Source organism: Streptomyces sp. HUAS TT11 (genome assembly GCF_051553595.1).
Lineage (GTDB): Bacteria > Actinomycetota > Actinomycetes > Streptomycetales > Streptomycetaceae > Streptomyces.
Genome location: NZ_CP196184.1, coordinates 7,264,945 through 7,277,454, shown reverse-complemented (window position 1 = coordinate 7,277,454; position 12,510 = coordinate 7,264,945). Strand labels below are relative to the sequence as shown.

Genomic DNA, 12,510 nt, shown 5'->3' with positions numbered 1-12,510 from the left:
GCTTTGGGAGCGATGAGGAAGAGTCACCCCGTCCGGCGTGCCGTGCTCGCCGGCGCCGCGACGGTCTCGGGCATCGTGCTGCTGCTGGCACTGAAGCCGGCGTCCGACCCGGCATCGGCCCAGGCCGCGGGCGGTGTCGCCGCGCAACGGAGCGCGGCGGCCCAGGAGTCGCCGCAGGGCGGCAGCGGTCAGCCGACGGGCGCACGGACCGTCACCGGTGACGTGGCCACGACGCAGTACGGCAACGTCCAGGTCCGCCTGACGCTGAGCGGCGGCAGGATCACCGCGGCCGAGGCCGTACAGGCGCCGAAGGGCGGGCTCAGCGACCAGAAGACCGCGCTGGCCGTACCCCGGCTGAACCGGGCCGCCGTCGCAGCGCAGAGCGCGGACATCGACGCGGTCTCCGGGGCGACCTACACCAGCGGCGGGTACAAGCAGTCGCTGCAGTCGGCCCTGGACAAGGCCGGTGGCTGAGTGGTCGACCAGATGACCGACCCCGCGGGGGTGCCGACCGCGCTGCGCCATGCGGAAGAGGTGATGGGCACCGTCGTCTCCTTCGATGTGCGCGGTGGTGAGCCGGGGGCCGTGCGCACCGCGCTGGAGGAGGCGATCGCCGGGCTGCACCGTGTGGACGAGGTGTTCAGCACCTACCGGGAGCACAGCCAGGTCTCGCGGCTGGCCCGGGGCGAGATGACCGTCGAGCAGTGCGATCCGGAGGTCGCCGAGGTGCTCGCGTCGGGCGCCGAGGCGGAGCGGCTCAGCGGCGGCTGGTTCAGCACGCGGTACGAGGGACGGATCGACCCGACCGGGATCGTGAAGGGCTGGGCCGTCGAACGCGCGGCGCGGCACCTGGCGGCGAGCGGGGCCGACGGGGTGAGTGTCAACGGCGGCGGTGATGTGCAGATGTACGGGGTGCCCGGGCCGCACCGGCCCTGGCGGGTCGGGATCGCGGATCCGCTGCGCCCCGGCGGGCTCGCGGCGGTGGTCTCCGCGGCCGGCGCCGCCGAACTGGCCGTGGCCACCTCGGGGACAGCGGAGCGCGGCGCCCATATCGTGGATCCGCGCACCGGCAGGTCGGCCGTCACCGACCTCGTGGCGGTGACCGTGGTGGGTCCCCGGCTGACCTGGGCGGACGCCTGGGCGACGGCGGCCTTCGCGATGGGTTCGCGCCAGGCGCTGGACTGGCTGGAGTCCCTGCCGGACGCGGAGGCCCTGCTGATCACGGCGGGCGACGAGGTGCGGTGCACGGGTGGGCTGGCGGCGCGCCTGGGCTGACCCGGGCAGGCAGCGCAAGGGGGGCACACCGCCCGGTGTGCCCCCCTCTCCCGCTCAGTGGTGGTTCTGCGCCAGCCGCAGCAGATGGTCCGCCAGTGCCTGGCCGCCGCTCGGCTCCCGGCTGATCAGCAGCACCGTGTCGTCGCCCGCGATCGTGCCGAGGATGTCGTGCAGTTCCGCCTGGTCGATGGCCGAGGCGAGGAACTGGGCCGCGCCGGGCGGCGTACGCAGGACCACGAGGTTGGCGGAGGCTTCCGCGGAGATCAGCAGTTCCTGGGACAGGCGCCTCATCCGCTCCTCCTTGGCCGACTCACCGAGCGGGGCGCGCGGGGTGCGGAAGCCGCCCTCGCTGGGAACCGCGTAGATGAGGTCGCCGTCGGTGTTGCGGATCTTCACCGCGTTCAGCTCGTCCAGGTCCCGGGAGAGCGTCGCCTGGGTGACGTTCAGCCCGTCGTCGGCGAGGAGCTTCGCCAACTGGCTCTGGGAGCGCACCGGTTGCCGGTTGAGGATGTCCACGATCCGGCGGTGGCGTGCGGTGCGGGTCTGAGGCACGGATGGCCCCGCCGCGTCGTGGTCCTGCGCCTGGCTCATCGTCGTCTCATTCCCCGGATCGTCCGTCCCCGTTGCCTGCGTCGAGGACGCCGGGGAGCGCCCGGAGGAACACCTCCACCTCGTCGTCGCCGATGTTCAGCGGCGGCATCAGCCGTACGACGTTCGGGGCGGGCGCGTTCACCAGGAGACCGGCGTCCTGAGCCGCCTGCTGCGTCTGCTGCGCCAGCGGCTCGGTGAGCACGATACCCAGGAGCAGGCCCGAGCCCCGGACATGCCCGACGAGCGGGTGCCCGAGCGACTCGATCCCGTCCCGCAGCCGCTCGCCCTGCCGCTTCACGTTCTCCAGCAGTCCCTCGGCCTCGATGGTGTCGAGAACGGCGAGTCCGGCCGCGCACGCGACGGGATTGCCGCCGAAGGTCGTGCCGTGCTGTCCGGGCCGTAGCAGTCCGGCGGCCCGGCCGAAGGCCACGGTGGCGCCGAGCGGGAGCCCGCCGCCGAGGCCCTTGGCGAGGGTGACCACATCGGGCAGGACACCCTCGTGGGCCTGGTACTCGAACCAGTGCCCGGTACGGCCGACGCCCGTCTGCACCTCGTCCAGGACGAGCAGCGCCCCGGTGGCGGCGGTGATCGCCCGGGCCGCCTTCAGATACCCGGCGGGCGGGACGACCACCCCGTTCTCGCCCTGGATCGGCTCGATGATCACCAGAGCGGTGTCCTCGGTGACCGCGGCGGCCAGGGCCTGGGCGTCACCGTAGGGGACGTGGGTGACCTCGCCGGGCAGCGGCAGGAAGGGCTCCTGCTTGCCGGGCTGGCCGGTGAGTGCGAGGGCGCCCATGGTGCGCCCGTGGAAGCCGCCCTCGGTGGCGACCATATGGGTGCGCCCGGTCAGCCGGCCGATCTTGAAGGCACCCTCGTTGGCCTCGGCGCCGGAGTTGCAGAAGAACACCTTGCCGTCCCGGCCGAAGAGCTGGAGCAGACGCTCGGCGAGGACGACGGGCGGTTCGGCGATGAACAGGTTCGAGACGTGGCCGAGCGAGGCGATCTGCGTGCTGACGGCCTCGACGACCGCGGGGTGGGCGTGGCCGAGCGCATTGACCGCGATGCCGCCGACGAAGTCGAGGTACTCCGTGCCCTCGGCGTCCCACAGCCTTGCGCCCTCGCCCCGGACGAGGGGGAGCCGCGGCGTGCCGTAGTTGTTCATGAGCGCGCCCTGCCAGCGCCGGGTGAACTCCTCGTTGGCCGTCGTTCCCGTCATGCGTCGTCCCCCTCGTGCTTGTCGGGCAGCACCATCGTGCCGATGCCCTCGTCGGTGAAGATCTCCAGCAGGATCGAGTGCTGGACCCGGCCGTCGATGACGCGGGCGGTGTTGACGCCGTTGCGCACGGCGTGCAGGCAGCCCTCCATCTTGGGCACCATGCCGGAGGACAGGTCGGGCAGCAGCTTCTCCAGCTGGGCGGCCGTGAGGCGGCTGATCACCTCGTCGCTGTGGGGCCAGTCCTCGTAGAGACCCTCGACGTCCGTGAGGACCATGAGGGTTTCGGCGCCCAGTGCCGCAGCGAGTGCCGAAGCCGCCGTATCAGCATTGACGTTGTAGACATGTCCGTCGTCCTGACTCCGGGCGATCGACGAGACGACCGGGATGCGGCCGTCGGCGAGCAGCGCCTCGATCGCGCCCGTGTCGATCGCGGTGATCTCGCCCACCCGCCCGATGTCGACCAGTTCGCCGTCGATCCGGGGATGGTGCTTGGTGGCGGTGATGGTGTGCGCGTCCTCGCCGGTCAGGCCGACGGCGAGCGGGCCGTGCTGGTTGAGCAGCCCGACCAGCTCGCGCTGCACCTGCCCGGCCAGCACCATGCGCACGACGTCCATGGCCTCCTCGGTGGTGACGCGCAGACCCGCCTTGAACTCGCTGACGATGCCGTGCCGGTCGAGGGCCGCGCTGATCTGCGGGCCGCCGCCGTGCACGACGACGGGCTTGAGGCCGGCGTGCCGCAGGAACACGACGTCCTGGGCGAAGGCGTCCTTCAGCTCGTCGTTCACCATGGCGTTTCCGCCGAACTTGATGACGATCGTCTTGCCGTGGTGCCGGGTCAGCCAGGGCAGCGCCTCGATGAGGATCTGGGCCTTGGGCAGCGCGGTGTGCTTACGCGTCGTTCCGTTGCTCATGAGGAGTAGGCGCTGTTCTCGTGGACGTAGTCGGCGGTGAGGTCGTTGGTCCAGATGGTGGCGGTCTCGGCGCCCGCGGCGAGGTCGGCGACGATGTGCACCTCGCGGTAACGCATGTCGACGAGTTCGCGGTCCTCACCCACGGAGCCGTTCCTGCAGACCCAGACGCCGTTGATGGCCACGTTGAGCCGATCCGGCTCGAAGACGGCCTTCGTGGTGCCGATCGCCGACAGGACGCGGCCCCAGTTGGGGTCCTCGCCGTGGATCGCGCACTTGAGGAGGTTGTTGCGGGCGATGGAGCGGCCCACCTCGACGGCGTCGTCCTCGGAGGCGGCGCCCACCACCTCGACCTTGATGTCCTTGCTGGCGCCCTCGGCGTCACCGATGAGCTGCCGGCCGAGGTCGGCGCAGACCTCCCGCACGGCCTCGGCGAAGTCCCCGTACTCCGGGGCGATGCCGGCGGAACCGGAGGCGAGCAGCAGCACGGTGTCGTTGGTGGACATGCAGCCGTCGGAGTCGACGCGGTCGAAGGTCACCGCGGTGGCGGCCCGCAGGGCCTCGTCCAGCGTCTGCGACTCGACGTCGGCGTCCGTGGTGAGCACGACGAGCATGGTCGCCAGGCCCGGTGCGAGCATGCCCGCCCCCTTGGCCATGCCGCCCACGGTCCAGCCGTCCCCGGTCACCACGGAGGTCTTGTGGACGGTGTCGGTGGTCTTGATGGCGATGGCGGCCTTCTCGCCGCCGTGCTCGGACAGCTGGGCCGCGGCCTTCTCGACCCCCGGCAGGAGCACGTCCATCGGAAGCGGGACGCCGATGAGTCCGGTGGAGCAGACGGCGACCTCGATGGCTCCGCGGCCGAGGACGTCCGCGACCTTCTCGGCCGTGGCGTGCGCGTCCTGGAAGCCTTTGGGCCCCGTGCAGGCGTTGGCGCCGCCGGAGTTGAGCACGACCGCGGAGACCTGGCCGGCCTTGATCACCTGCTCCGACCACAGCACCGGCGCGGCCTTGACGCGGTTGGAGGTGAAGACGCCCGCGGCGGCACGGCGGGGACCGTTGTTGACCACGAGGGCCAGGTCCGGGTTGCCGCTCGCCTTGATGCCTGCGGCGATGCCCGAGGCGGTGAACCCCTGGGCGGCGGTGACGCTCACGGTGCGACTCCGATCGTGGAAAGCCCGGTGGTCTCGTCGAGTCCGAGGGCGATGTTCATGCTCTGGACGGCACCGCCCGCGGTGCCCTTGGTCAGGTTGTCCATGGCGCTGATCGCGATGATGCGGTGCACGGCGGCGTCGTATGCGACCTGCAGTTGAACGGCGTTGGAACCGTGGACGGACGCGGTGGCGGGCCACCGCCCCTGCGGCAGGAGGTGGACGAAGGGCTCGTCGGCGAACGCCTTGTCGTAGGCGGCGCGGACCGACTCCGCCGTGACACCCGGCTTCGCCTTGGCGGTGCAGGTGGCGAGGATGCCGCGCGGCATCGGGGCGAGCGTCGGCGTGAAGGAGACCGTCACGGCCCCGCCCGCGGCCGCGCCGAGGTTCTGGACGATCTCGGGGGTGTGCCGGTGCACGCCGCCGACGCCGTACGGCGACATCGACCCCATGACCTCACTGCCGAGTAGATGCGGCTTGGGCGCCTTGCCGGCCCCCGAGGTGCCGGAGGCGGCGACGATCACGGCCTCGTTCTCGGCGAGGCCCGCCGCATAGGCGGGGAAGAGCGCGAGCGAGACGGCGGTCGGATAGCAACCGGGTACCGCGATGCGCTTGGACCCCTCCAGCGCAGCGCGGGCACCCGGCAGTTCGGGGAGGCCGTAGGGCCAGGTTCCGGCGTGCGGGGTGCCGTAGAACCTCTCCCAGTCGGCCGCGTCATTCAGCCGGAAGTCGGCGCCCATGTCGATCACGAGCACGTCCGGACCGAGTCGCTCGGCGACGGCCGCCGACTGCCCGTGGGGCAGCGCGAGGAAGACGACGTCGTGTCCGGCGAGCGCCTCGGGGGTGGTCTCCTCCAGCATGCGATCGGCCAGGGGCAGCAGATGCGGCTGGAGCGCGCCGAGCCTCTGCCCGGCGTTGGAGTTGCCGGTCAGGGTGCCGATCTCGATCCCGGGATGCGCCAGAAGCAGACGCAGCAACTCCCCGCCCGCGTAGCCGCTCGCTCCGGCCACCGCCGCACGTACCGTCATGAACCCTCCTCCTGGATGGCATGACTATACGTTTCGCTGCACGTTTATGCAATACCGGTCACGGGGTCCGGTGTCGCGCCACGGGGAGGGCGGACGACGGCGTCACAAGCCTGCGGAAGACGCGGGGGTACCGGGGGTGCGGCCGTGGTCGGGGACAGTGGCGTTCAATTCCCGCCACTGCGGCCGCTCCCCCGGATGGACCCCGCGTTCAGGAAAACAGATCCGGCCCCAACGCAGGACGGAGGCCTGCCGAGAAACAGGTCAACAAACGGGGAACACCGAACAAAGCCATGGACGTGGAACGAGATCGATGGCCCCTACCGCCGAGAAGTCGGGAAATCGCCCCGGAACCGGCATGCATTCACGGCGCGCGCAAGGAAGCAACGCGTCAATTCATGGTGACCGCCGTACGTCGCCGGCGGACGGCGGGGAGAGCCGTGAGCACGATCAGGGTCAGCAGCGTGGCGCCGCCGACGGCCGAGCCCAGCCGCAGACCCGGCGGGTGGAACGTACACGTGAGGCTGGTCGAGGAACCGTCGAGGGGGACGGCGATCAACCCGTGGTACTCCCCCGCGGGGGTCGCGGGACCGTCGCCCGTTGCACAGCGCCACCCGGCGATCCGGGGGGCCGCGAGGACCGCCGTCCCGGTGCTGCCGGCCGGCAGTTCGGCCCGGACGGTGCCGTCGGAGACGGTCAGCCGGCCGGCGCCGGTGTCCTTGAGCCGCTGGACGACCCCGTCCAGTGCCGTGGTGTCAAGGCATCCGACCGCACCGTCCGGTACGAGGCTCGTCCGATCGGGGGACAGCTCGATCCGGAGGTGCCCGGACGCCGGCACCCGCCCGAGGCGCTCCATGGCGGCGATCTTGGTGACTCCGTGGTCGGACCGGAACCGCCCGGTCGGTGCGGGGGCCCGGGTGCCGCCCAGCCGCGCGGTTCCCGAGAAGTCCGGAGCCCACAGGTAGACCTCGCTGCCGGCCCGGCAGTCGGCCGTGATCGTCGGCCCCGGCACGGTGCTCCCGGCGGGGACCGCCTCGACGCGCCGGCCCCGCCGCCCGGCGGCATCCCGGTCCAGCGGCTGTCCGGCGGCGTCGCGCACCGTGATGCGGGGCACCGCGTAGACCCGGGCGCCCAGCAGCAGTTCCTGGTTGCGGTAGGGCGACGGTCCGAACGAGGACGTGCCCGTGCGTGTGCCGGCGGGCACCGACGGCCGCACCGTGACCAGGGGCGGTACATCCTGGCGGGTCACGTATACGTGGCTCCCGTCCTGCGGGAACCAGTTCTGATACGGGTCGGGCGGGGAGTGCACCCGCGCCCCGACGGAGAAGATCACGTCCGTGACGGCGTTGTCGATGCTCTGCAGATTTCGCCCCCGCGAGGTCCAGCCGCCCCCGAGCTCGGTGATCAGAGTGCTGAGGACGTCGGAGGTGTGGCTGCTGTAGTACTGGGCCCCCTGGCCGCCCAGCAGCATCGGGTCGTTGCCGACCGTCTGCTCCCGGCCCGGGTCCGTGCGGTACCGGGGCCAGCCGTCGGCCTTCTCGATCGCCTCCGACTGCTGCTGCTGGCGCGCCCCCCAGGGGGCGTAGTCGTCCATGCGCGAGAGCCGCATCCGGGTGGCCGCGGCGGTGGTGGCCGTGGTCTCCCCGAGTTGCGTGCCGACGAGCAGCGCCACGGCGCAGCCGACGAGCAGGGCGCGGTGCCCGCCCGCGGCGAGTCGCCCGCGTTGCGTCCCGGCGTAGAGGGCCAGTCCGGCAAGCGTGCCCGCGGCGGCGAGCCCGAGCACCGGCCACGCGAAGGAACGGACCAGGCCGCTGCGGCTCGCGAGTGCGGTGATCAGTGCCAGCAGCACGCTCGCGGCGATCAGCGCGCGCCGGTCGGGCGGCCCGTACGAGAGGGCGTACCAGGCGGCGACGACGAGCAGCGCGCACACGACGAAGGCCTCGCGGTACGGACTGCCCTGCGGGGTGGTGAAGGCGTGCCAGAACAGATGGGTGGGCGTCCACTGCATCGACAGCGTCACCGCGATCACCGGCACCGTCCATCCGGCGCGCACCCGCCGGGGCACCGCCCGGTGGAACGGCAGGGCGAGGGCCAGCACCAGCGCCGTGATGCCCACGTACACGGCCGGTGTACCGAAGCTGTACGTCGTCGGCAGCAGCCGGGCCAGCAGGTCCTGGCCCGCCACGGGCTCGAACCCGGTGAACCTGCCCGGCGAGGCGTGCTTGGTGCCGAAGTACACCACCGCCACCAGCGGGGCGGCCAGGCCCATGCCGAGGGCGAAGGTGAGCGCGGCCCGGCCCGCGGCGGCCAGCGCCTGCCGGCGGGTGAGGCCGGCGAGGAGCAGCCGGACCAGCAGCACCAGGGCGGCGCCGATGGTGGCCATGTATCCCGTGTAGAAGTTGGCGATCCACACGAGGGCGACCAGGAGCACCCCGGGGAGCCGGCGGCGCCCGTTCAGTGCCCACTCCCCGACCAGGCACAACAGGGGCAGGCCGATGAGGCCGTCGAGCCACATCGGGTTGTACGAGGCGTCCGCCACGCTCCAGCCGCACAGCGCGTAGGAGGCGCCCAGCAGTCCCGCGGCCCACCAGCGGCCGGGCCGCAGACGGAGCAGCAGCCAGGCCATGACGGCGCCGGCCGTCGCCGTTTTGAGCACGGTGATCACGTACACCGCGAGGTCGATCCCGTCCCGTGGGAACACGGCGACCAGCAGGGCGAAGGGGCTGGTCAGATAGGTGCCGAGGTCAGGCAGGAAGCTGGCGCCGAACCCCGACTGCCAGTTGACGAGGAGTCCGCCGTCGGCCCTTCCGTGCAGCAGGTCCCACAGATGGGCGTGGTAGGGCACGTACTGGTTGCCCATGTCGTTGATACTGCGGGTGCGGGGACCGAAGGGGAAGCTGCGGGCGACGGCGCCGGCGGCGCAGAACACCGTGACGGTGAGGGCCGCGGCCAGCAGGGCGGCGGACTGCCTCGGTCCGATCGGCAGCCGGAGCCGTGAAGGGCGTCCGGTCGTCGCGCGGGGCTCGATGGGCCGGCGTTGCGCGGGCACGGACGGCGCCTTGTCACGGCGTACGGTCCCGGTCCTCGGCTCCGGCCGGGTTGTCGGTTTCACATCCAGTTCCTGTCCGGACGTCGCGGCGAGGTCCCGTGAGGCGTGCCACGCGGCGCCGGGGGCGACGCCGGTACGGCGGCCGTGGGCAGGGTCGAGCGATGCATTTCTTGGCGAGCCCCCCTGATAACCGTGGGACGCACGGCGTCCCCGTCCGGGGGCGTGCCTCCCCCGGCGCGTCTCATTTCGCCAGCTGAGACGGGCGTTGATTCCGAAAGGTTGTGCCGCTTCCGGAAAGTGGTGGGATCAATTCCGAAAGCGCCCGCCCCAAGCCGATGCACACCTTCACCGGAAGGAAAAGGAAAGCCGATCCGCACATGAATTGCGGGTAAATGAAACCCGACCGCCGGGGATCGTTCAGCGCGCCTTGCGTGCCGCGTAGGCCCGGGCCGCCCGCACCCGGTTGCCGCACTTCGTCGTGCACCAGCGCCGAGCTCCGTGCGAGCGCAGGAACCAGCGGGCACAGCCCTGCGCGGCGCACTCGGTGAGCTGGTCGGCCTCGGGGCCGGTGAGCAGTTCGGTGGCGTCCTCCGCCAGCACGGACAGTGCGGCGGCGGCCGGGTTGCCGGCGTCCGGCTCGTCGCAGCGGTGCGGGCCGTCGGCCGTCCAGGCCAGCCGGGGGGTGGCGGGCGCCGCCGCCAGTGCGGCGTTCAGGTTCGCGAGGTCCTGCGCCGAGGGGATCCGGTGGGACTCGTGGGCCTGGAACAGCGCGCGCAGCGCCTCGCGCAGGCCCAGCAGCCGCCCGGACTGCCTGCCGTTCAACGCGACCCTGTCCGGCAGCAGCCCGTGCCGGACGAGCCACAGATGCGCGGCCTCCCTGCCGTCGAGCAGGTCGACAGGGCCGTGACTGACGGTGAAACGCGTGTTGACCAGGGCCAGGGAGGCATAGCGCTCCTCCCCGGGAACCGGGAGCTGGTGCAGGTAGACAGGGTGGTCGTGATCCACGCTCTCATGCTAATGCTTGCGATTCTCCGTGAGAAGACCTAGCGTTCATCACGGAGAATCGCAGCAGATACCGTGAGAGGTGAGAGGCCGTGGCCTTCGACGTGGACGCCCTGCGCAAGGACTTCCCGATCCTGGAACGGACGGTCGAGGGCGGTGCCCCCCTCGTCTACCTGGACTCCGGCGCCACCACGCAGAAGCCGCTCCAGGTCCTCGACGCCGAGCGGGACTTCTACCTCCGGCACAACGCCGCCGTGCACCGCGGCGCACACCGGCTGGCGGGGGAGGCGACGGACGCGTACGAGAACGCCCGGCAGACCGTCGCCCGGTTCATCGGCGCCGACGACGACGAGGTGGTCTTCACCAAGAACACCACCGAGGGCATCAATCTCGTCGCCTACGCCCTGGGCAACGACCGCAGGCTCGGACCCGGCGACCGGATCGTGGTGACGGAGATGGAGCACCACGCCAACCTGGTGCCCTGGCAGCAGCTCGCCGAGCGCACCGGGGCGACGCTGGACTGGTTCGGCCTCACCGACGACGGCCGCCTCGACCTCACCCGGGTCGACGAACTCCTGGACGAGCGCACCAAGGTGCTCGCCCTCGCGCACCAGTCCAACGTCCTCGGCACCATCAACCCCGTACGGGCGCTCGCCGACCGGGCCCACGCGTTCGGTGCGCTCGTTGTCGTCGACGGTGCCCAGTCGGTGCCCCACCGGCCGGTCGACGTGGGCGAACTGGGCGCCGACTTCCTGGCCTTCTCCGGGCACAAGATGCTGGGCCCGAGCGGCGTCGGCGTGCTGTGGGGCAGGCGCGAGCTCCTCGCCGCCCTCCCGCCCTTCCTGACCGGCGGGTCGATGATCGAGATCGTCGAGATGGACCGCACCACCTTCCTGCCGCCGCCCCAGCGCTTCGAGGCGGGTGTGCCGATGACCGCTCAGGCGGTCGGCCTCGCGGCAGCGGTGGACTACCTCCGGGCGCTGGGCATGGACGCGGTGGCCGCGCACGAGGACCGGCTCACCGCCCGTGCCCTGGACCTGCTCGGCGAGCTCCCGGGCGTACACATCGTCGGCCCGCGGGACCTCTCCGACCGCGGATCGGCCGTGTCCTTCACGGTCGACCGCATCCACCCGCACGACGTCGGCCAGGTCCTGGACGAACGGGGTGTCGCGGTCCGCGTGGGTCACCACTGCGCCCGCCCGGTCGTGCGCCGCTACGGCATCCCGGCAACAACCCGGGCGACCTTCTACGTGTACAACACACCGGACGAGGTGGACGCCCTGGTCGAGGGTGTCCGCGCAGCCCAGGCCTACTTCGGGGGATGACGGACGGGAGCACTTGACCTGGAGCGCGCTCCAGGTCCTACGGTCTTGTCCATGACCAGCGCGGAACCTGTCACCCCCGGCGGGGAGCCGACCCTCACCATCGCCCAGGTCGCCGAGCGCACCGGCCTCACACACGACACGCTGCGCTACTACGAGAAGGCCGGTCTGATCGAGCGGGTCGGCCGGACCGGCGGCAACCAGCGGCGTTACGCGGCCGCCGATCTGGCCTGGCTGGAGTTCCTGCTGAGGCTGCGCGAGACGGGCATGCCGATCGCCGAGATGCAGCGCTTCGCCGCGCTGCGATCCCGGGGCGACGCCACGGTCGCCGACCGGCTGGCGATGCTCCGGGAGCACCGCGCCGCGGTGGCGCGGCGGATCCGCGCCCTGCGCCGCAACGCGGCCGCGCTGGACGACAAGATCGACCACTATGAGCGGCTGCTCGAAGGGCAGCCGGGGACGGATGAACCGGCATGAACACGAGCACCTCCCGTGAAGAGCGTTTCGCCCATGGGCTGGAGGTCCTGAAGCGGGTCGACGGCCGGGCCGGAGAGCGGGTCGTGGACGCGCTCGCCGACGTCAGCCCGGAGCTCGGCCACCAGATCGTCGCCTGGGCCTTCGGGGACGTCTACGACCGGCCGGAGCTCGCCCCGCGCGACCGCCAGCTGGTGACGCTGGGCATGCTGACGGCGCTCGGCGGCTGCGAGGCCCAGCTGGACGTGCACGTCAACGCGGCACTCAACGTGGGTCTCACGCCTGAGCAGATCGTGGAGGCCCTGCTCCACTCGGCGGTCTACTGCGGCATGCCCAGGGCACTGAACGCGACCTTCGCCGCGAAGCAGGTCTTCGCCGAGCGCGGGCTGCTGCCGCTCGGAGGGCGGTCCCCGCAGGAGCCGGCCTCCTCTCCCGCCGCCTGATCCACCGGAAGGCCGGCGTGATCCACGGGAAGCCCGGCACCGTGCCGGGCACGGCGG

General features: G+C 72.0%; 11 protein-coding genes and 1 pseudogene. 5 read left to right on the top strand and 7 right to left on the bottom strand.

Going from position 1 to position 12,510, the window contains the following annotated elements:
• Positions 1–12 precede the first annotated feature (12 nt).
• A pseudogene (locus ACSHXN_RS32535) lies at positions 13–465 on the top strand (FMN-binding protein); the annotation flags it as partial.
• 21 nt (positions 466–486) lie between these two features.
• Positions 487–1,275 (top strand): FAD:protein FMN transferase, encoded by a 789-nt coding sequence (locus ACSHXN_RS32530; protein WP_356291113.1) that lies wholly within the window; start codon positions 487–489, stop codon positions 1,273–1,275.
• Positions 1,276–1,329: 54 nt separating this feature from the next.
• Here ACSHXN_RS32530 and ACSHXN_RS32525 read toward each other — a convergent pair whose 3' ends face one another.
• The 7 genes from ACSHXN_RS32525 to ACSHXN_RS32495 all read right to left on the bottom strand — a co-directional run bounded on the left by ACSHXN_RS32525 (position 1,330) and on the right by ACSHXN_RS32495 (position 10,217).
• Positions 1,330–1,866 carry an arginine repressor gene (locus ACSHXN_RS32525; RefSeq protein ID WP_059125623.1) on the bottom strand — a complete coding sequence of 179 codons (537 nt, stop codon included), beginning with the start codon at positions 1,864–1,866 and terminating at the stop codon, positions 1,330–1,332.
• A 7-nt stretch (positions 1,867–1,873) separates the two neighbouring features.
• Positions 1,874–3,082: an acetylornithine transaminase gene (locus ACSHXN_RS32520; protein ID WP_355135440.1), complete on the bottom strand. Its 1,209-nt coding sequence runs from the start codon at positions 3,080–3,082 to the stop codon at positions 1,874–1,876.
• A complete protein-coding gene (gene argB, locus ACSHXN_RS32515; RefSeq protein WP_355135442.1) occupies positions 3,079–3,993 on the bottom strand; it encodes an acetylglutamate kinase in 915 nt (304 codons plus the stop codon). The genes ACSHXN_RS32520 and argB overlap by 4 nt, the downstream gene beginning before the upstream one ends.
• Positions 3,990–5,141: a bifunctional glutamate N-acetyltransferase/amino-acid acetyltransferase ArgJ gene (gene argJ / locus ACSHXN_RS32510; RefSeq protein WP_438304667.1), complete on the bottom strand. Its 1,152-nt coding sequence runs from the start codon at positions 5,139–5,141 to the stop codon at positions 3,990–3,992. Before argJ ends, argB begins: the two co-directional genes overlap by 4 nt.
• Positions 5,138–6,166, bottom strand: coding sequence for an N-acetyl-gamma-glutamyl-phosphate reductase (argC, locus tag ACSHXN_RS32505; protein WP_355135446.1), 1,029 nt, complete (start codon positions 6,164–6,166; stop codon positions 5,138–5,140). Before argC ends, argJ begins: the two co-directional genes overlap by 4 nt.
• Before the next feature lie 388 nt (positions 6,167–6,554).
• On the bottom strand, positions 6,555–9,212 hold the full coding sequence (locus tag ACSHXN_RS32500; protein ID WP_438304665.1) for a YfhO family protein: 2,658 nt from the start codon (positions 9,210–9,212) through the stop codon (positions 6,555–6,557).
• Positions 9,213–9,629: 417 nt separating this feature from the next.
• Complete coding sequence (locus ACSHXN_RS32495) at positions 9,630–10,217, bottom strand: ABATE domain-containing protein (RefSeq protein WP_355135448.1); 588 nt, start codon at positions 10,215–10,217, stop codon at positions 9,630–9,632.
• Positions 10,218–10,306: 89 nt separating this feature from the next.
• Here ACSHXN_RS32495 and ACSHXN_RS32490 point away from each other — a divergent pair, with 89 nt between their 5' ends.
• From ACSHXN_RS32490 to ACSHXN_RS32480, 3 genes are read left to right on the top strand one after another with little or no spacing between them, the layout of a single operon-like run.
• Entirely contained in the window at positions 10,307–11,539 is a 1,233-nt protein-coding gene (locus tag ACSHXN_RS32490; protein WP_438304663.1) for a cysteine desulfurase, read from the top strand.
• Between the two features lie 51 nt (positions 11,540–11,590).
• Positions 11,591–12,013, top strand: coding sequence for a MerR family transcriptional regulator (locus tag ACSHXN_RS32485; protein ID WP_355135452.1), 423 nt, complete (start codon positions 11,591–11,593; stop codon positions 12,011–12,013).
• Positions 12,010–12,453: a carboxymuconolactone decarboxylase family protein gene (locus ACSHXN_RS32480; protein WP_355135454.1), complete on the top strand. Its 444-nt coding sequence runs from the start codon at positions 12,010–12,012 to the stop codon at positions 12,451–12,453. The genes ACSHXN_RS32485 and ACSHXN_RS32480 overlap by 4 nt, the downstream gene beginning before the upstream one ends.
• Positions 12,454–12,510 lie beyond the last annotated feature (57 nt).